17 protein-coding genes are annotated in these 20,107 nt (G+C 42.3%); 13 read left to right on the top strand and 4 right to left on the bottom strand.

Features of this window, described 5'->3' with window-relative positions; all coding sequences use genetic code 11:
- Positions 1–4 precede the first annotated feature (4 nt).
- The 4 genes from FXF36_RS01525 to FXF36_RS01510 all read right to left on the bottom strand — a co-directional run bounded on the left by FXF36_RS01525 (position 5) and on the right by FXF36_RS01510 (position 2,930).
- Complete coding sequence (locus FXF36_RS01525) at positions 5–574, bottom strand: cytidylate kinase-like family protein (protein WP_151622138.1); 570 nt, start codon at positions 572–574, stop codon at positions 5–7.
- Positions 575–588: 14 nt separating this feature from the next.
- Complete coding sequence (gene tsaA, locus FXF36_RS01520) at positions 589–1,269, bottom strand: tRNA (N6-threonylcarbamoyladenosine(37)-N6)-methyltransferase TrmO (RefSeq protein WP_151622137.1); 681 nt, start codon at positions 1,267–1,269, stop codon at positions 589–591.
- A gap of 181 nt (positions 1,270–1,450) precedes the next feature.
- Positions 1,451–1,975 (bottom strand): adenine phosphoribosyltransferase, encoded by a 525-nt coding sequence (locus FXF36_RS01515; protein WP_151622136.1) that lies wholly within the window; start codon positions 1,973–1,975, stop codon positions 1,451–1,453.
- 154 nt (positions 1,976–2,129) lie between these two features.
- Positions 2,130–2,930, bottom strand: coding sequence for a biotin--[acetyl-CoA-carboxylase] ligase (locus tag FXF36_RS01510; RefSeq protein ID WP_151622135.1), 801 nt, complete (start codon positions 2,928–2,930; stop codon positions 2,130–2,132).
- A 176-nt stretch (positions 2,931–3,106) separates the two neighbouring features.
- Here FXF36_RS01510 and leuB point away from each other — a divergent pair, with 176 nt between their 5' ends.
- The 13 genes from leuB to FXF36_RS01445 all read left to right on the top strand — a co-directional run bounded on the left by leuB (position 3,107) and on the right by FXF36_RS01445 (position 20,095).
- Positions 3,107–4,198, top strand: coding sequence for a 3-isopropylmalate dehydrogenase (gene leuB, locus FXF36_RS01505; RefSeq protein WP_151622134.1), 1,092 nt, complete (start codon positions 3,107–3,109; stop codon positions 4,196–4,198).
- Positions 4,199–4,321: 123 nt separating this feature from the next.
- Positions 4,322–5,992 (top strand): dihydroxy-acid dehydratase, encoded by a 1,671-nt coding sequence (gene ilvD, locus FXF36_RS01500; protein ID WP_151622133.1) that lies wholly within the window; start codon positions 4,322–4,324, stop codon positions 5,990–5,992.
- Positions 5,993–6,201: 209 nt separating this feature from the next.
- Complete coding sequence (gene ilvB, locus FXF36_RS01495) at positions 6,202–7,872, top strand: biosynthetic-type acetolactate synthase large subunit (RefSeq protein WP_151622132.1); 1,671 nt, start codon at positions 6,202–6,204, stop codon at positions 7,870–7,872.
- Positions 7,873–7,886: 14 nt separating this feature from the next.
- Positions 7,887–8,969 carry a 3-phosphoserine/phosphohydroxythreonine transaminase gene (serC, locus tag FXF36_RS01490; protein ID WP_151622131.1) on the top strand — a complete coding sequence of 361 codons (1,083 nt, stop codon included), beginning with the start codon at positions 7,887–7,889 and terminating at the stop codon, positions 8,967–8,969.
- Positions 8,969–10,132, top strand: coding sequence for a phosphoglycerate dehydrogenase (locus FXF36_RS01485; RefSeq protein ID WP_151622130.1), 1,164 nt, complete (start codon positions 8,969–8,971; stop codon positions 10,130–10,132). The genes serC and FXF36_RS01485 overlap by 1 nt, the downstream gene beginning before the upstream one ends.
- A complete protein-coding gene (locus FXF36_RS01480; protein WP_151622129.1) occupies positions 10,132–11,367 on the top strand; it encodes a DUF1015 domain-containing protein in 1,236 nt (411 codons plus the stop codon). Before FXF36_RS01485 ends, FXF36_RS01480 begins: the two co-directional genes overlap by 1 nt.
- 189 nt (positions 11,368–11,556) lie before the next feature.
- Complete coding sequence (locus FXF36_RS01475; RefSeq protein ID WP_243143557.1) at positions 11,557–12,429, top strand: mechanosensitive ion channel family protein; 873 nt, start codon at positions 11,557–11,559, stop codon at positions 12,427–12,429.
- Positions 12,429–15,335, top strand: a complete 2,907-nt coding sequence (locus FXF36_RS01470) for an insulinase family protein (RefSeq protein ID WP_151622128.1) — start codon at positions 12,429–12,431, stop codon at positions 15,333–15,335. The genes FXF36_RS01475 and FXF36_RS01470 overlap by 1 nt, the downstream gene beginning before the upstream one ends.
- A 160-nt stretch (positions 15,336–15,495) precedes the next feature.
- Entirely contained in the window at positions 15,496–16,407 is a 912-nt protein-coding gene (gene era, locus FXF36_RS01465; protein ID WP_151622127.1) for a GTPase Era, read from the top strand.
- A 3-nt stretch (positions 16,408–16,410) separates the two neighbouring features.
- Complete coding sequence (recO, locus tag FXF36_RS01460) at positions 16,411–17,136, top strand: DNA repair protein RecO (protein WP_151622126.1); 726 nt, start codon at positions 16,411–16,413, stop codon at positions 17,134–17,136.
- A complete protein-coding gene (locus tag FXF36_RS01455) occupies positions 17,133–17,936 on the top strand; it encodes a hypothetical protein (protein ID WP_151622125.1) in 804 nt (267 codons plus the stop codon). Before recO ends, FXF36_RS01455 begins: the two co-directional genes overlap by 4 nt.
- Before the next feature lie 21 nt (positions 17,937–17,957).
- Positions 17,958–19,355: a glycine--tRNA ligase gene (locus FXF36_RS01450; RefSeq protein ID WP_151622124.1), complete on the top strand. Its 1,398-nt coding sequence runs from the start codon at positions 17,958–17,960 to the stop codon at positions 19,353–19,355.
- Between the two features lie 41 nt (positions 19,356–19,396).
- Positions 19,397–20,095 (top strand): hypothetical protein, encoded by a 699-nt coding sequence (locus tag FXF36_RS01445; protein WP_151622123.1) that lies wholly within the window; start codon positions 19,397–19,399, stop codon positions 20,093–20,095.
- Positions 20,096–20,107 lie beyond the last annotated feature (12 nt).

The raw sequence follows: 20,107 nt of genomic DNA, 5'->3' as shown, positions 1-20,107 counted from the left end.
TTGTCTACGCTTTTATAATAGCTTCAAGAAGAGCTACGCAGGCATCTTCTTCCAAGTTACCAGAGTTGATGATTAAATCAAAGTATTCAGGTGAGCCCCATTTTTCACCGGAGTGAAGCTGGAAGAACTTCTCGCGCTTTTTGTCGAACTTGCGCATTACATCCTCGGCTTTTGAAGCTTCGATGTTTTCTACAGTAACAGCACGACCTTTTCGATACTGGTCATCTGCGGTGATGAAAACGCGAAGAACCTTTTTATCTTTGAGGATTTCACTTGCGCAGCGGCCAACAAAAACGCAACCTGGCTGTTCAGCAGCTTCACGGATAATCTCAACCTCAGTATTGAAAATCTTTTCTTCCATGGAAAGGTTTTCGCCAGGAGCCTTGAAGAATGCTTTTATAGGAGTCTGCTCGTCCATACCTGAAACCTGGTCATATGACAAGCCCATGCGCTTGCAGGTCTCAACAACTACACCGCGATCATACAGGCGATAGTTTAGTTTTTTGGCAAGCTTTTCGGCGATGCTGTGTCCACCACTACCATATTTGCGTTCAATCGTAATGTAATCATACATAAAAGAGCCCCTCCTTAGAATTCTGTTTTTACAACATCAGTTACTGTTATTTCTCCTTCATTTCCTAAAAATACTATATCAAATCCGTGGTATGCCAGCTTGAAATCACGCTGCTTTCCACGGTCATAACCAGCTCTCGGATCTTGAGTTAAAATCTCAATGGCTGTTTTTCTCAGTTCAAAAGGAAGCTTATTTAAATGTTCCTCTGGGAATATTACCTTTACCTGTTCACCTTTTGATAAATTGTCGGTAAAACCACCTCTGGCCTCAGGGTGGGCATCCGCATAAGGAATGTAAGGCTTGATGTCGTATATCGGTGTTCCATCCAACATGTCAACTCCGCTGACAACAAGTACCGGACCGTACTCCTCGGTTTCTTGTATTTCCAAAAGCTTAACAGAAGATAAGCCAATATTATTGGGACGATATGGTGCACGGGTTGCAAAGACCCCCATGTGTTTTTGACCTCCCAAGCGCGGTGGTCGGACTGTTCCACCTTCCAGCGATTTATTCTTTGAAAATCCCCACAGTAGCCAAAGAAAATCATAATCTGTTATGCCATCTATGAAGGTGGGATTGCGGAATTCAGGAGTGAAGATGATGTGGCCTATTTCACTAACTAATCCACTTTGTCTAGGTATACCAAATTTTTGTGTAAATCCTGTGTTTATATGTGCTATCTCTTTTAATTCCATGAAATATTCAATCCAGAATAACTACATGCCTCATTCAGAAACCTCAGAGCTTGATGCCTACCGACTGAATTGAAGCCATTTTCTACTAGCAATTATTCTGTATTATAAACTCCTATATAATTAAAATGGGTAGCACATTTGACTCATGTACTACCCAAAAATTATGTCATACTTACGTTATTTACTTTCCTTCGTAGGATACGACTGAAGCTACGTCGTACTTTGCAAGCTTCTCGCGGCCATTGAGACCCTTGAGCTCCATAAGGAATACAATCTTTGCTACTTCGCCGCCGAGCTGCTCAATGAGCTCACATGCAGCCTCGATTGTACCACCTGTAGCGATAAGATCGTCTACGACAACAACCTTCTGGCCTGGCTTAACAGCATCCTTGTGCATCTCGATTGTAGCTGTACCGTACTCGAGATCATATGTCTTCTCGATTGTTTCGCATGGAAGCTTGCCCTTCTTGCGAATAAGTACGAATGGCTTGCCAAGTGCGTAAGCGAGAGGTGCGCCAAAGATGAAACCGCGGCTCTCTGCACCGGCTATAACGTCACAGTCAACACCATCAAGAAGCTTCTTCATCTCATCGATAGCGAGCTTGAATCCGTCAGCATCCTGAAGAATACTTGTGACATCTCTAAACATAATACCTGGCTCTGGAAAATCCGGAATAGTTCTTATGTAATCTTCTACTTTTTTCATTTATAACTCCTTTTACCTGTAAAACACCATGTTTATCCCGAGTGGGAGGGTGCAAAAAAATGAATTGGATAAAAAGATATTATCCTTTCCTATTATAAAGTTTTAATTAAGATTTTTCAATGCATATATCAGGGAACCGCTTACAGTGCCGATTCTAAAAAATCTTTTGACTGAATAATTGATTCAGGATTTCTGCAGCCAGTTGATTCTTTGTTATGGAGCTTTGACCAGGGGAGAAGAGACTGGTGGCAGAATTTCTAATATCAGAAGGGAATGCTTTGATATCAGAGTCAAAGTTGATGCCTATGCCGACAACAATCCACTGAACATCTCCAGTTTCAAATTCGGTACCAGCCTCAGTTAGAATACCGCAGATTTTTTTGTCATCAATAAATAAATCGTTGATTGGCTTAATGCGAGGCTTTTGGCCAGTGAGCTTTTCAATGGCGGTACATACTGCACTGCCTGTTGCGGTGGTGATTTCATCAGGAACCAGTGTCTTTAAATGTGATGGCTTCAGAAGAATGCTCATATATAATCCGCCTTCTGGTGAATAAAAACTGTGTTCCCTGCGCCCACGTCCCTCGGTCTGTTCTTTTGCCAGCACAATCGTAGCATGGCTGGCACCTGCAATGGCAAACTCTTTGGCAATGCGATTCGTAGAGGTGGTAGAATCATATATACGAATTAAATCTGGTTGGCTTTCGTACAGATTTTTAATTGAACCATCCAAATGGGATAGAATTCCTGCGGTGGATATGATGTCGTTGGACGTGCCAAGACGATAACCTCTATTGCTAACAGCATCTATTTCGTATCCTGTTTTTCTGAGCTCATTTATTGCTTTCCATATGGCATTTCTTGATAGACCAAGGGCAGAGGCCATGGCCTCACCAGAGATGTAGGTGTCCTTATTGTTTTCTAAAAATTCCAGTACTTTGTCTTTTGAACTCATTGAATTTCCTTTATTTAACACTTTAACGTAGTGAAGTTTACTAACTCTTTTTCTATATTGTAGAAGTATTTAGGCTATTTTGTCAAAGTTAATAAAATGAGTATCATGGCATTGAATTTCACACTTTAGTGTACTAAAATATTTAAAATGATTTTTATAAAGGGAAGGATATCATCATGGTTTACAATGTAGGCGTAATTAGAGGAGACGGAATTGGACCAGAAGTTGTTACTGAGGCGTTGAAGGTGCTTGATGCCGTTGGTGCGAAATTTGGTCATGAGTTTAATTACACTGAAATTCTTATGGGTGGCTGCTCAATCGATGCTTGCGGTGAGCCTCTTACTGATGAGGCAATCAAATCAGCATTAGCTTCTGATGCAGTTCTTATGGGTTCTATTGGTGGCAACACATCTACCAGTCCTTGGTACAAGCTGCCAGCTGACAAGCGTCCTGAGGCAGGACTCTTGAAGCTTCGCAAGAGCCTCAATCTTTTCGCAAATTTGCGACCAGCATATCTATATGAAGAATTGAAGGAAGCCTGCCCACTTAGGGATGACATCATCGGTGATGGCTTCGATATGATGATTATGCGTGAGCTTACAGGCGGCCTTTACTTTGGTGAGCGTTCTACAGTGGAGGAGGATGGTCAGCTTGTTGCAAGAGACAGTCTCACCTATAGTGAGTCAGAGATTCGCCGCATTGCTAAGCGTGGATTCGATATTGCTCTTAAGCGTCGTAAGAAGGTTACATCAGTTGATAAGGCAAACGTTCTTGATTCTTCAAGACTCTGGCGCAAAATCGTAGAAGAGGTAGCAAAGGATTATCCAGAGGTTCAGTACGAGCACATGCTTGTTGATAACTGCGCAATGCAGCTTGTTAAGGATCCTCGTCAGTTTGATGTAATCCTTACTGAGAACATGTTCGGAGATATTTTAAGTGATGAAGCATCTATGGTTACCGGTTCCATTGGAATGCTTTCATCAGCTTCATTAAATGATACAAAGTTTGGTCTTTACGAGCCATCAGGTGGAAGTGCACCAGATATTGCAGGAAAGGGTATCGCCAATCCAATCGCTACAATCCTTTCAGCTGCGATGATGCTTCGCTACAGCTTCGATTTAGATAAGGAAGCTGATGCCATCGAAAAGGCCGTAAAGCAGGTGCTAAAGGATGGTTACCGAACAATCGACATTATGCCTCGCGATGGAAGTAGCGTAAAGCAGGTTGGCACCGTGGAAATGGGAACATTAATTGTAGAAAGACTATAGTAAATAGATGAGCTAGTAGGAAACAAGCTCTTAGATTTCTCAAGCGAATCGTGTTAGATGAGCGGAGAAATACTAAGGCTTGTGACCGTAACAGGCGGATTATAGATTAGGAGGAGTCAAATAATGAGAAGTGATAATGCCAGAGCTGGTATGCAGCAGGCACCAGCCAGATCCTTATTCAATGCATTAGGATTTACTCAGGAAGAAATGAAAAAGCCTATGGTAGGTATCGTATCTTCGTACAACGAGATAGTACCAGGCCATATGAATATTGATAAAATCGTGGATGCCGTAAAGCTTGGCGTTGCTGAGGCAGGCGGTGTTCCAGTAGTTTTCCCAGCGATTGCCGTCTGTGATGGTATTGCAATGGGACATGTCGGAATGAAATATTCCCTTGTCACAAGAGATTTGATTGCAGATTCTACAGAGTGTATGGCTCTTGCTCATCAGTTTGATGCCCTTGTTATGGTGCCAAACTGTGATAAGAACGTTCCTGGACTTCTTATGGCAGCTGCAAGACTTGATCTTCCAACAGTATTTGTTTCAGGAGGTCCTATGCTTGCAGGTCATGTTGGTGGTCAGAAGCGCTCACTTTCTTCTATGTTTGAGGCAGTTGGTGCTCATGCAGCAGGCAATATGTCAGAGGAAGAGGTAGAGAACTTCGTAGAGAATGTTTGCCCAACCTGCGGTAGCTGTTCAGGAATGTACACAGCTAACTCTATGAATTGCCTTACAGAGGCGCTTGGCATGGGCCTAAGAGGTAACGGCACAATCCCAGCAGTTTACTCAGAAAGAATCAGACTTGCAAAGCACGCTGGTATGGCTGTTATGGATATGTATAACAAGGGCATCACAGCTCGTCAGATTATGACAAAGGAAGCTGTGCTCAATGCTCTTACAGTAGATATGGCACTTGGTTGCTCTACAAACTCAATGCTTCACTTGCCAGCAATCGCACACGAGATTGGCTTTGATTTTGATATCGAGTTTGCAAATCCTATTTCAGAGAAGACTCCAAACCTTTGCCACCTTGCACCAGCAGGTCCTACTTATATGGAAGACCTTAACGAGGCAGGCGGTGTATGGGCAGTTATGAAGGAGCTCGCAGACATCGGACTTCTCAACACAGACTGTATGACAGTTACAGGCAAGACTGTTGGTGAGAATATTAAAAATGCAGTAAATAGAAATCCAGAGGTTATCAGACCTGTGGACAATCCATATACAAAGACTGGTGGACTTGCAGTCCTCAAGGGAAATCTTGCACCAGACGGTTCAGTTGTAAAGCGTAGTGCAGTTGTTCCGGAAATGCTTGTTCACGAAGGTCCAGCAAGAGTATTTGACAGCGAGGAAGATGCAATTGCCGCTATCAAGGGTGGAAAGATTGTAGAGGGTGATGTAGTTGTTATCCGCTACGAAGGACCAAAGGGTGGCCCTGGTATGAGAGAGATGCTCAATCCTACATCTGCTATTGCAGGCATGGGACTTGGCTCATCAGTTGCTCTTATTACAGATGGTCGTTTCTCAGGAGCAAGCCGTGGCGCTTCCATCGGACACGTTTCACCTGAGGCAGCTGTTGGAGGACCTATAGCACTTGTTGAAGAGGGCGACATCATCGCAATCGATATTCCAAATTACACCATGACACTTCGCGTCGACGACGCAGAGCTTGAGCGCCGCCGTGCTAAGTGGCAGCCTCGCGAGCCTAAGGTTACTTCAGGATACTTACGTCGCTACGCAGCTCAGGTTACTTCGGGAAATCGTGGTGCAATCCTTCGTACACCAGAATTATAATCCGCTGGTTACGACTACAAGCATTATATTACTCCGTTCAGCGTGAAATGCTTCACTTGAGTAATATAATAGCTTGATGTCTACCAGCTCATAAATGAGTCCGTAGTAGTCAAGCTCTTAGGTTTCTTTAGCGAGACGTGCTGTCGAGCGGAGAAACACTAAGGCTTGACGACGTAACGGACGGACTAGGATAAGAGAAAGGTAAAGATATGTTACTTAGTGGTTCAGAAATAATTATAGAATGTTTGAAAGAGCAGGGAGTTGACACTGTATTTGGTTATCCAGGTGGTGCAATTCTGAATTTATATGACGAGCTTTACAAGCATAAGGATGAGATTCATCATGTGCTTACCAGCCACGAGCAGGGTGCAGCCCATGCTGCAGATGGCTATGCTCGTTCTACAGGTAAGGTTGGCGTTTGCTTCGCAACAAGTGGCCCTGGAGCTACTAATCTTGTGACAGGTATTGCAACTGCGCATATGGATTCAGTTCCTATGGTGGCAATCACCTGCAATGTTACCCTTCCTCTTTTGGGAAAGGATTCCTTCCAGGAGATTGATATCGCCGGTATTACTATGCCAATCACAAAGCACAACTTTATTGTGAAGGACATTAGAGATTTGGCTGAGACAATTCGCAGGGCATTTCTTATTGCAAAGAGCGGTCGTCCAGGCCCAGTGCTTATTGATGTTCCAAAGGATATCACTGCTCCAAACAATAAATATGAATATATGCCAATGAAGCCTATTCCAGCTGGTCGCGTGAAGAAAGACATCACTGAGACTGCTTTAAAAGAGGCAGTAGAGCTTATCAAGAAGGCAAAAAAGCCAGTTATCTTTGTAGGTGGTGGTGCGGTTCTGGCAGGCGCATCAAAGGAACTTAAGAAGTTCGTTGATTTGGTTGATGCTCCAGTTTGCGACACACTTATGGGAAAAGGTGCTTTCAACGGAACTGATGAAAGATATCTTGGAATGCTTGGTATGCATGGCACAAAGGCTTCAAACCTTAGCGTTTCAGATTGTGACCTGCTCATTGCAATCGGTACAAGATTTTCGGATAGAGTTCTCGGAAATCCTGAGAAGTTTGCAAGCAAGGCAAAGATTCTTCAGTTTGATGTTGATCCGGCTGAGATTAATAAAAATATTATGACCGACCATTTTATCATCGGTGATGTGAAAGAGACTCTTTCTAGAATCAACAAGCTTTTAGACCAGCAGAGTCATGAGGCTTGGATAAAGAATGCAAAGAAGCTTTCAGAGCAGTATCCGCTGAATGTTCCAAAAGAGGGCTTGTCTGGACCATTTATTGTTGCAGAAGCATATCGCCAGACAAAGGGTGACGCTATTATCACTACAGAGGTTGGTCAGCATCAGATGTGGGCAGCTCAGTTCTATAGATTCAAAAAGCCACATCAGCTTCTTACATCAGGTGGACTTGGCACCATGGGATACGGTCTTGGCGCAGCAATCGGTGCAAAGACAGGAAATCCTGACAAGACAGTCATCAATTTTGCCGGAGATGGCTGCTTCAGAATGAATATGAATGAAATGGCAACAGCGGCTCGTGAGAAGTTGCCAATCATTGAAATAGTAGTTAATAACCATGTTCTTGGAATGGTAAGACAGTGGCAGACAATTTTCTACGAAAAGCGCTATTCAGCTACAGTTCTTGACGATGGTGTTGATTATGTCAAGTTGGCGGAGGCAATGGGCGCTACTGGCATTAGAGTTACCACTCAAGAAGAATTCAAGGATGCGCTCTCGGAGGCTCTTCGATCCGAGAAGCCTGTGCTCATTGACTGTATCATCGATTCGGATGACAAGGTATGGCCAATGGTTGCACCAGGAGCACCTATTAATGAATTTTTCAAAGAAGATTAAGGAGATTTAGTGTAATGAGTAGAGTTTTCAATTTTAGTGCAGGACCAGCAGTTTTACCAGAGGAGGTTCTTAAGGAAGCAGCTTCGGAGATGCTTGATTATAAGGGCTGTGGCATGTCTGTTATGGAGATGAGCCATCGTTCAAAGGTGTTTGATGAGATTATCAAGGAGGCTGAGGCCGACATCAGAACACTTATGAACATCCCTGACAATTATAAGGTACTTTTCCTTCAGGGCGGTGCATCGCAGCAGTTTGCAGCTATCCCTATGAACCTTATGAAAAATAAGAAGGCTGGCTATATCATCACTGGTCAGTGGGCAAAGAAGGCATATCAGGAAGCAAAGATGTACGGTGAGGCAGTTGAGCTTGCATCTTCTGCAGATGAGACCTTCAGCTACATTCCAGATTGTTCGGACCTTCCTATCACAGATGACATGGACTATGTTTACATCTGCGAGAACAACACAATCTACGGCACAAAATTCAAAACTCTTCCAAATACAAAGGGCAAGGATTTGGTGGCAGACGTTAGTTCATGCTTCCTTTCTGAGCCAGTTGACGTTACAAAGTATGGCATCATCTATGGTGGTGTGCAGAAGAATGTTGGACCAGCAGGTATGGTTATCGTAATTATCCGCGAGGATCTTATCCGTGATGATGTTCTTCCAGGAACACCAACTATGCTTAAGTATAAGACTCAGGCAGACAATGACAGCCTTTACAATACACCTCCATGCTATGATATCTATATCTGTGGAAAGGTGTTCAAGTGGCTTCTTAAGAATGGTGGTCTTGAAGCAATGAAGGAACTCAACGAGAAGAAGGCAAAGATTCTCTATGATTACCTTGATTCTTCAAAGCTTTTCAAGGGCACAGTTAGAAAAGAGGACCGTTCACTCATGAATGTTCCATTTGTTACAGGTAACGAGGAGCTTGATGCTAAGTTTGTAAAGGAAGCTACTGCAGCAGGATTTGTAAACCTCAAGGGTCACAGAACTGTTGGTGGTATGAGAGCTTCAATCTACAACGCAATGCCTATTGAGGGCGTTGAGAAGCTTGTTGAGTTTATGAAAAAATTTGAGGAGGAGAATGCTTAATGTTTACATATAATTGCTTAAATCCTATTTCTGATAAGGGTCTTGTAAACTTCTCCACAGATTACAAGAAAGTTGAAAACATCGGCGAGGCTGATGCTTGCTTGGTTCGTTCAGCTGCAATGCACGACATGGAGCTTGGCGGAAAGCTTGCTTGTATCGCTCGTGCTGGCGCAGGTGTTAACAATATTCCACTTGACAAATGCGCAGAGGAAGGAATCGTTGTTTTCAACACTCCAGGTGCAAATGCTAATGGTGTAAAGGAGCTTGTTTTTGCTGGAATGCTTCTAGCAAGTCGTGATATCGTTGGCGGTATCAACTGGGTTCTTGACAACAAGGATGATGAGAATATCGGAAAGACAGCAGAGAAGGCAAAGAAGGCTTTTGCCGGAACAGAAATTGCTGGCAAGAAGCTTGGTGTTATTGGACTTGGTGCAATCGGTGTAAAGGTTGCAAATGATGCAAACCATCTCGGTATGGAGGTTTACGGTTACGATCCATACATTTCTGTAAATGCTGCATGGAACCTTTCTAGAAATGTTAAGCATGTTACAAATGTTGAAGACATTTACAGAGAGTGTGATTTCATCACTGTTCATGTTCCACTTTTGGATGCAACAAAGGGCATGATTAATAAAGAGGCTGTTCAGATGATGAAGAAGGGCGTTGTTATTCTTAATTTTGCCCGCGATCTTCTTGTTGATGAGCAGGCTGTTATCGATGGTATCGAGGCTGGCAAGGTTCGTCACTATGTGACAGATTTTGCTAATCCAACTACAGCGGGCAAAAAGGGTGTTATCTGTACACCTCACCTTGGCGCTTCTACTGAGGAGGCTGAGGATAACTGCGCAGTTATGGCAGTTAAAGAGGTTATGGATTATATGGAAAATGGTAATATCACCCATTCTGTAAATTATCCTGATTGTGATATGGGAATCTGTTCTGCAGAGTCTCGTGTTGCAATCCTTCATAAAAATAAAGCTGGTCTTATCGCTAGCTTCACCACAATTCTCAGTAATGACAATGTCAACGTTGAGGATATGACAAATAAGAGCCGTGGTGATTATGCCTACACACTTCTTGATCTTGGTAGCAAGCTGACAGATGCAATTGTTGATGAAATCAAGAAGGTTGACGGTGTAATAAAGGTAAGGGTGGTAAAATAATGGCGATTGTAAAACCTTTTAAGGCAATACGTCCATCTAAGGAAGAGGCTGCTATTATAGCAGCCCTTCCTTATGATGTTTACAGCAGAAAAGAAGCATATGAGAAGGTGAAGGAACAGCCTAACTCCTTTCTCGCAATAGACAGACCAGAGACACAGTTTGCCGAGGATGCAGATATGTATTCTACGGCGGTTTATAACAAAGCAGCACAGATGCTTGAGCAGTGGATAAGTGAGGGTAGATTTGTTCAGGATGAATCTGATTTTTATTATCTATACGAGCTCACTATGGATGGTCGTTCGCAGACTGGAATTGTAGCTTGTGCTTCAATAGATGATTATCTGAATTCAGTAATAAAAAAGCATGAGAATACCAGAGAAGAGAAGGAACAGGATAGAATTCGTCATGTGGACACCTGTAGTGCTCAAACTGGACCGATATTCCTGGCATATCGTGCGGATGCAACTATCTCAGGTGTGGTAGAAAAGACTAAATCACGCCGTCCAATTTATGATTTTACTGCTGAAGATGGAATCAGTCATCGATGCTGGATTATAGATGATATGATGAGCAAGATGCTGATTACAGATGCCTTTAGCAAAATGGACAGCATCTATATTGCAGATGGACATCACCGCGCAGCCAGCGCTGTAAAGGTTGGGCTGAAGCAAAGAGAGGAAAATCCTGGATTTACAGGAAATGAGGAATTTAATTACTTCCTTTCAGTGCTCTTTCCAGATGAGGAACTGAAGATTTACGATTACAACCGCGTGGTAAAGGATTTGAATGGCTTGGCACCAGAGGAACTCTTGGAGGAGCTTGATTCGGTAGTTGAGATAGTTGAAACCTCAGAGGCTCCAATCAGACCAGAGGCAAAGGGCCAGTGGAGCATGCTTTTGGAAGGTACCTGGTATTTATGCCAGGTGAGGCCAGAGGTTGATGTGGATGATCCAGTGGATGGTCTCGATGTATCTCTGCTTCAGAATTTGATTCTTGAGCCATTGCTAGGTATTCAAGATCCGAAGACTGACAAACGCATCGACTTCGTAGGCGGCATTCGTGGTCTGGAAGAGTTGGAACGCCGCTGCAACGAGGATTGCGCAGTAGCTTTTGCTATGTATCCTACAAGTATAGGAGAGCTTTTTGATGTGGCTGACGCAGGACTTTTGATGCCACCGAAGTCCACCTGGTTTGAACCAAAGTTACGTAGTGGACTGTTTATACATAAAATTTAATATATAAGCGGACATCGCAATTTTCAATGCTCCCGCAGGCCACCTCCCATACCCGCCCGGTGTAGGCCCCTCCCTTGTCCGGTATGGGACCTTCCTGCTTGCGCTTGCGTAGGTTGTGTGTCCGCTTATTTTTTTATACGTAACTTTGTGTTATAATATTACGGATTGTAACGAAAGGGAGGATTTCGTGTGTTAGCAGCAGAACTAGAGACAGTTACAGCAGAAGAACTGGTCGAAGACATTCAAAAAGGCGTTTTCCAGCAGCAATTAGAGGGGATGATTCCAAAGTTTTGGAGTTTTGGATGGAGTGTAGTTCTTTCGATTGTTGTTTTTATCATAGGAAGTCAGATTATCAAAGGAATTATTAAGGTCTTCCACAGGGCCATGAGCTTAAAGGATGTGGACCCAGGAGTAGAAACGTTCCTTGAGTCGGTACTCAAATGGCTTTTCTATATCATACTGATTACTATTATTCTTGGTTTGTTTGGTGTTACCACCACATCAATCTCAGCTGCAGTTGCAGGTCTTGGTGTGACAATTGGTCTTGCATTGCAGGGGGCTCTTTCAAACTTTGCAGGAGGAATTCTTATTCTTCTTACGCATCCTTTCAGAGTTGGCGATTATATTATTGAGCATGCCACAGGTCAGGAGGGTACAGTTGAGCGTATCAACATTATCTACACTACTTTGAAGATGATAGATGGTCGCACAGTGCAGATTCCAAACGGTACACTTTCAGCTACCACACTTACCAATAATACGGCAATGACCCGTCGAATGTTCAACGAGACAGTTGGCATCAGTTACGATGCAGATATTAAAAAAGCTAAAAAAATCATGCTTGAGATAGCAGAGAAGCAAGATCATCTAATCACTGATGAGCCTATCAAGGTTTTTGTGGCAGAGCTTGCTGACAGTTCGGTAAATGTTGGTCTTCGTTTTTGGGTAGAAACTGAGTATTTCTGGCAGACCAAGTGGGATGTGCTTGAACAGATAAAAGAAAGATTTGATGAGGAGGGTGTGGAAATCTGCTTTAATCAATTGGATGTCCACATAAAATAATGAACAAGAATTACGAACTTCTAAAAGAAGAAAAACTTGAGGGACTGGATTCTCTTGGCTTTATTTTCGAGCATAAAAAGACAAAGGCAAGAGTCTGTTTTATCTCAAACGATGATGATAACAAAGTATTTTATATAGGCTTTAGAACTCCACCGAAGGATTCCACAGGTGTAGCTCACATTGTTGAGCACACAGTGTTGTGTGGATCAGACAAATATCCGGTAAAGGACCCATTTGTTGAACTTGTAAAGGGTAGTTTGAATACATTTCTTAATGCAATCACATATCCTGACAAGACAGTTTATCCTATTGCCAGCACAAATGATGCAGACTATATGAACCTTATAGATGTTTATATGGATGCAGTTTTCCATCCAAACATCTACAAGTATCGCGAGATATTTGAGCAGGAGGGGTGGCACTATGAGATGGAGAATGAGGAAAGCGACCTGACTATCAATGGTGTTGTTTACAACGAGATGAAGGGTGCATATTCATCACCAGATGATGTGCTTAATCGTCAGATTTTGAATTCTCTTTTCCCTGATACTGCTTATTCTACAGAGTCTGGTGGCGACCCAAAGGAGATTCCAAATCTTACCTACGAGGATTTCCTTGATTTTCATAGTAAGTACTACCATCCAAGCAATTCCTATATTTATGTTTATGGTAATGCTGATATTGATGAGTTGCTTGAGTATTTCGATAAAAAATATCTTCGCTATTATGATTATCTTGAGGTTGATTCTGAAATTCAGATGCAGAAGCCTTTTGATAAGCCGGTAGAGATTACAATGGATTATCCAATTGCAGCGGATCAGGATACAGCGGACAATACCTTCCTTTCGTATAATGTGTGCATAGGAGACGTGCTTGATCCTAATATGTACCGTGCATTTGATATATTAAATTACGCTTTAGTTTCTGCTCCGGGAGCGCCACTTTATCAGGCTCTCATTGATGCGGACATAGCAGAGGATGTTGAGTGTTCCTTCGAGTCGTCACAGCGTCAGATGTATTTCAGCATTGTTGCCCGTGGCGCAAATGAAGAGGATAAAGAACGTTTTGTTAAGATAATAGAGGATACACTTCGAGATGTAATCGAGAAAGGTGTTGATCATAAGACCCTTTATGCTTCAATAAATGGTGAGCAGTTTAGGGCTCGTGAACTTGATTTTGGTAGTGCACCAAAGGGACTTATCATTGGACTCCAGTTGCTTGATAGTTGGCTATATGATAGGAATCAACCATTCCTTCATTTACACTCTGTTGAGGTACTTGATAAAATTAAATCAAGAGTTAATGATGGAATTTTTGACCGTATTGCCAATGATTATCTCTTGTTAAACAATCATAAGTCGATAGTCACTTTAAGACCAAAGCAGGGAATGACAACTGCTGATGAGTTAGAGCTTAAGGAGCGACTTGCGAAGCTTAAGGCTTCTATGACTCCTGAACAGATTAAAGAAATAGTGGAGCATACAGCTTATCTTAAGGAGTATCAGGAAACTCCAAGTCCAAAGGAGGATTTGGCTAAGATTCCAATGCTTTCCAGATACGATTTGACTCGTGAAGCTCGTCCTATTGATTTGGAAGTTTATAAGGAAAATGGAACAACAATCCTTCACCATAAGCTGAGCACCAATGGAATTCACTATTACAATATGGTATTTGATATTTCAGATATCAATTTTGAATGGCTTCCATATGCTTCACTTCTGGAGCGTTTCATTGGTCTAATGGACACAGAGCATTACAGTTATGCTGATTTCAACAATGAGATGTATCTTCATACTGGTGGAATCTCAACCAATATCATGCTCTACGAAGTGCTCGATAAAGATGACGAGATAAGGATGACCTATGAGGTTCGTTCTAAGTTTATATATGACGAGGCAGATGCCGCCAAGGATTTGGCTCTTGAGATGATTCTTCACACAGATTTCTCTGATGAAAAACGATTACGTGAGCTTATCACAGCGGAGAAATCTCATGTAGAAGCCATGCTCGCAAGCAAAGGAAATCAGGTTGCGGCAAATCGTTCACGTATAGGATTTTCAAAAAGAGCGCTGTACAGTGAGAAGGCAAGCGGACTTGACTTCTATAGATTCTTAGTTGAAATAGAAGCTGATTTTGACACAAAGAAGGAAGAAATTATTTCACGATTAAATAAATTATGCGAGATCGTTTTTTCTAAAAATCGTTTGATTATTTCTTCGACAGGTAAGGCTGAAGCATTAGAACAGGCTAAGCGTCTTACAGTTGATGTTATGTCACAGCTTTCAGATGAAAAGTTCAAATTCGAGCCACAGCCTTTTGAAAAACGTCAGGTAAAGGAAGCATTTAAAGATGCATCTCAAATACAGTATGTTGCAATGGCAGGAGACTTTACAGCCGACGGGCATGAGTATAATGGAGCCTACAAGATTTTGAATACAATATTAGGCTACGATTATTTCTGGATTAAGGTTAGAGTTCAGGGTGGAGCTTATGGCTGCAATATGATTGCAAGCCGACAGGGTGATATTATATTTGTTTCCTACAGAGATCCAAATCTTGCTGAGACAATCAAGGTCTTTGAGGAGACTGGTGATTATCTTAGAAACTTTGATGCTGATGAGCGCGACATGACGAAATATATAATCGGAACTATCAGTGGTATGGACACTCCGCTTACACCATCTCAGCGTGGGCAGCGCGGTTTGAACTGCTATATGTCAGAAATCACCTACGAGGATATTCAGAAGATTCGTAATCAGGTTCTTGATGCAACAGTCGAAGATATTCGAGCACTTGCTACTCCAATTGATATAGCGATGGCTCAGCGCAACATCTGCGTCGTAGGGAATGAGGATGCAATCGAGGCGAATCGCGAATTGTTCGATGTAATTGAAAGTTTATATTAATAATTTTTTAAAGTGAGCTGGTAGGTATCGAGATTTTGATGAGTCGGTAGCTATCAAGCTCATAGGTATCTTAAGCGAAACATTTAGTTGAGCGAAGATGCCTATGGCTTGTAAGCGTAACCGACGGACTCCGTGGCTGCCAGACTAGAGGTATTTAAAAATGAGTGATAATTTTAAATCGGGATTTGTAACTATAGTTGGTCGCCCAAATGTGGGAAAGAGTACTTTGATGAACCACATCATTGGCCAGAAAATTGCTATCACTAGCAACAAGCCACAGACGACCCGTAACCGTATCCAGACTGTCTATACAGATAGTGAAGTTGGACAGATTGTTTTCCTGGATACACCAGGTATGCATCAGGCTAAAAACAAGCTTGGCGAGTATATGATGACCGCAGCCAAGAGCACTATCAATGATGTTGACCTTATTCTTTGGCTTATTGAGCCAGACACAAAGGTGGGTGCAGGTGATAAGAAGATTGCTGAGCTTTTATCAACAGCAGAGGCTCCTGTAATATTAGTTATCAACAAAATTGATATGGCAGACGGTGCAAAGGTTGGCGAGACAATTTCTGCCTTCAAGGATTTGTGCGATTTTATCGAGGTTGTTCCAGTTTCTGCGCTTCACGGTGAGGGCTGCGATGATCTTCTTTCAACAATCTTCAAGCATCTTCCAGAGGGACCAGCCTTCTATGACGAAGAAACTGTTACAAATCAGACTCTTCGTGAGATTACAGCAGAAATTATCCGTGAGAAATCTCTTCATGCTTTGAATGATGAGGTGCCACACGGTATTGCTATTGCAATAGATACAATGAAGGAACGCCCAGGCAAGAATGCTATGTGGGATATCGAAGCTACAATCATCTGCGAGAAGAATTCTCACAAGGGTATCATAATCGGTAAGGGCGGTGCCATGATTAAGAAAATCGGCACAAACTCAAGATATGAGATTGAGAAGCTTTTAGATGCAAAGGTTAATCTTAAGCTTTTTGTAAAGGTCAAGAAGGATTGGCGAGACAGCGACTACGAGCTGAAGAATTTTGGATACAAAAAAGAGGACATTTAATTAATGGGACTGGTGACGCTTACTGGGATTGTCTTAAGCTGCTCAGATGTTGGAGAATTTGATAGACGTCTTGTGATACTCACAAAAGAATCTGGCAGAATTACAGGCTTCGCCAAAGGTGCCAGACGTCCTAACAATCCTATGGTAGCTGCCTGCTCACCTTTTTGCTTCGGCACTTTTGAAGCCTTTGAGGGCCGCAGCTCCTATCACATTACCAAGGCCAATATTACTAATTATTTCAGGGATTTGGTTATGGATTATGATAAGGTTTGCCTTGGCTCTTACTTTTTAGAGGTGGCAGACTTTCTATCAGTAGAGGGAGTGGATGAAAGACAGCGACTTGCCCTTTTATATCAAAGTTTAAAGGCTCTCGAATCTGGAAAATTCAGTCATCGTCTTCTCAGAAATATATATGATTTGAAAACTTGGGTTATTGACGGTGAGTACCCAAATGTGTTTTCCTGCATGTGTTGTGGCAAAAAGGAGAACCTGACCACATTTTCAATTAAAAGACATGGAATGCTTTGCAGGGAATGCTCTGAGATGGAATCTGGGACTGATATTTCTACTTCGACCCTTTATGCAATGCAATTCATAGTTTCATCTAGAATAGAAAAGTTGTATACTTTTGTACTGAATAATGAAACCGAGGAAGAATTGACTAGAATTTTGTGTTCTTATAGATTAAACTATAGGTCGCACAAATATAAAAGCGAGGAATTTTTATGACACAGAGTAGACCTGGTGGCACGTCAGGCATGCGAAGTAGAAATAACGCAAGACCAAGAAGTTCGAGCGTTAATCAGCGGCCACGTCAGGGAGTTGCATCAAGGGAGCTTCAAGAGGCTAGACGAAAAAGGAGACAGCGCGAGGTGATGCGTAATCGTATTATCTTTGGCACAGTTTGTGTTGCGTTGTTTGCACTTGTTGTTTTCCTTATTGTAAAGCTGGCTGGGATGTTTGTTGGCTCAGGTACAATGGCTGACACATCTACACTGACTGTGGAGAAGGATGGACAGATTGTATTTGAAGAAGTTGCAGATTTTGACGCTGAGACCTATTCGAAGGCGGATCTTAAGACATACACAAAGGATTTGATTGCAAGCTTTAATGATACTTATGGCAGCAAGGCAATCACTCTTGACAGATTTAGAGTCACAGCTGATAAAGCATATATTAAGACAACATACGTTGATGCAGATGCCTACAGTGCATTTACTTCTTATCAGACCTTCAATGGCACCTATGAGGAAGCTGCGGCAGCAGGTTATGATTTTGAGGAATTGTTCTGCATAACAGAAAACGATACTAAGGGCATTGGAACTACAGTTGACGCCAGTGAGACTTTCCCTGGTTTTCACGTTGCAATAGTCAACGAAAACGTGACAGTCAAGGTTCCAGGGCAGATTTATTATATATCCGAGCCATCAACAGAGATGGTGGATGCAAATACAGTTAGTATTAAACAGGCTGATGGAAATGAAGATGTGACAGATACTGTCTACATCCTTTACACACCTGATAAGTAATAATAGAGAGGAAATATAATTATGGAAAAGACAATGGACAAAATTATTGCTCTTGCAAAAGCAAGAGGCTTTGTATATGCAGGCTCTGAGATTTACGGTGGTCTTGCTAATACATGGGATTATGGTAACCTTGGCGTTGAGCTTAAGAACAACGTTAAAAAGGCTTGGTGGCAGAAGTTCGTTCAGGAGAACAAGTACAACGTTGGTGTTGACTGTGCTATCCTTATGAACCCACAGACATGGATTGCTTCAGGTCACCTTGGTTCATTCTCTGATCCACTTATGGATTGTAAGGAGTGCCACGAGCGCTTCAGAGCTGATAAGATTATCGAGGATTTTGCAGCTGAAAATAATATCGAGCTTAAGTCATCTGTAGATGGCTGGAGCAAGGAAGAGATGAAGGAATTCATCGATAGCAATAATGTTCCTTGCCCTACATGTGGCAAGCACAATTTCACAGATATTCGTGAGTTTAACCTCATGTTCAAGACCTTCCAGGGTGTTACTGAGGATGCAAAGAACACAGTTTACCTTCGCCCAGAGACAGCTCAGGGTATTTTCGTAAACTTCAAGAACGTTCAGCGTACATCACGTAAGAAGGTTCCATTTGGTATTGGTCAGATTGGTAAGTCATTCCGTAACGAGATTACTCCTGGTAACTTCACATTCCGTACACGTGAGTTTGAGCAGATGGAGCTTGAGTTCTTCTGCAAGCCAGGTACACAGGATGAGTGGTTCCAGTATTGGAGAGCTTTCTGCCGTGATTGGCTCCTTTCTCTTGGTATGAAGGAGGATGAGATGCGTCTTCGTGATCACGACCCAGAGGAGCTTTCATTCTACTCAACAGGCACAACAGATATCGAGTTCTTATTCCCATTTGGTTGGGGTGAGCTTTGGGGTATCGCTAGCCGTACAGACTACGACCTTACACAGCATCAGAATGTTTCTGGTCAGGATCTTACATACTTCGACGATGAGACAAACGAGAAGTATTTACCATACGTTATTGAGCCATCACTTGGCGCAGACCGTGTAGTGCTTGCATTCCTTTGTGCAGCTTACGATGAGGAAGAGGTTGGCAAGGATGGAAAGAGTGATGTTCGTACAGTTCTTCACTTCCACCCAGCGCTTGCACCAGTTAAGATTGGTGTGCTTCCACTTTCTAAGAAGCTTAATGAGGGCGCTGAGAAGGTATTCGATGAGCTTTCAAAGAAGTACAATTGTGAGTTCGACGACAGAGGAACAATCGGTAAGAGATACCGTCGTATGGATGAAATCGGAACACCATTCTGCATCACTTACGATTTTGATTCAGAAGAGGACCACATGGTTACAATTCGTCACCGCGATTCTATGGAGCAGGAGCGTATTGCAATCGCTGATCTTGTTGCATATTTTGCAGACAAGTTCACATTCTAATTGGGGGACTAATTACTCAAAACAACTAAGGAGAGAATGCTATGGAAAATATTAATGTAGAGCAGATTGAGCTTGAAGATGTAGATATTTCTAATACAGAAAAGCCAGCAGATGAGTCAGTTGAAAAGCCAACTGTTAATATTACTGCGGTAGAATTCGACAACGGAGAGGATTTGCTTTTAGAGCAGATTGATGCTTTCCGAGCAAAGGCAACTCAGCTTCAGCAGCTTATTGCTGCCAAGGAAGCTAAGGCTGCTGAACTTGAAGCTCTTGTTAAGGAAAAGGAAGAGACTAACATTAGACTTCAGGAAGAATTAAATAAAAAGCAGGAAGAGGCAGATGAGCTTGTAGCTGATGTAGAGACACAGGTTGACAGAATGATGCAGGTTGTAAAAAACAACATGGATCAACTTGAGCTTGACATTAAAGGACAAGTGAACGATAATCAAGAGTCCTATGAAACTCATAATCGAAATCTTCAGGATACACTTCGCAATGTCTCTGCAGGTCTTGATAGCATTCAAAGCGAGCTTTCAGAGAAGACACATTCTGAGTCAGTTCATCTTTATCGTCTGATTCAGGATTTGTTAAAGGAGCATGACAATAGCGAGGAGCAGGCTGTAAAGGCTTTAGAGCATTACAGCTCTCTTAAGTCCCTTGCTATTGCGAATATTGTTCTGATTGTATTTTCGCTTGGAGTTAGTGCAGCAGCACTCTTGATTTCATTGGGAATATTTTAAGTTATACTATTT

This window comes from Pseudobutyrivibrio xylanivorans (genome assembly GCF_008935055.1).
Taxonomy (GTDB): Bacteria; Bacillota; Clostridia; order Lachnospirales; family Lachnospiraceae; genus Pseudobutyrivibrio; species Pseudobutyrivibrio xylanivorans_A.
The sequence above is the reverse complement of the archived record's forward strand: the minus strand, read 5'-3'. Positions and strand labels throughout refer to the sequence as shown.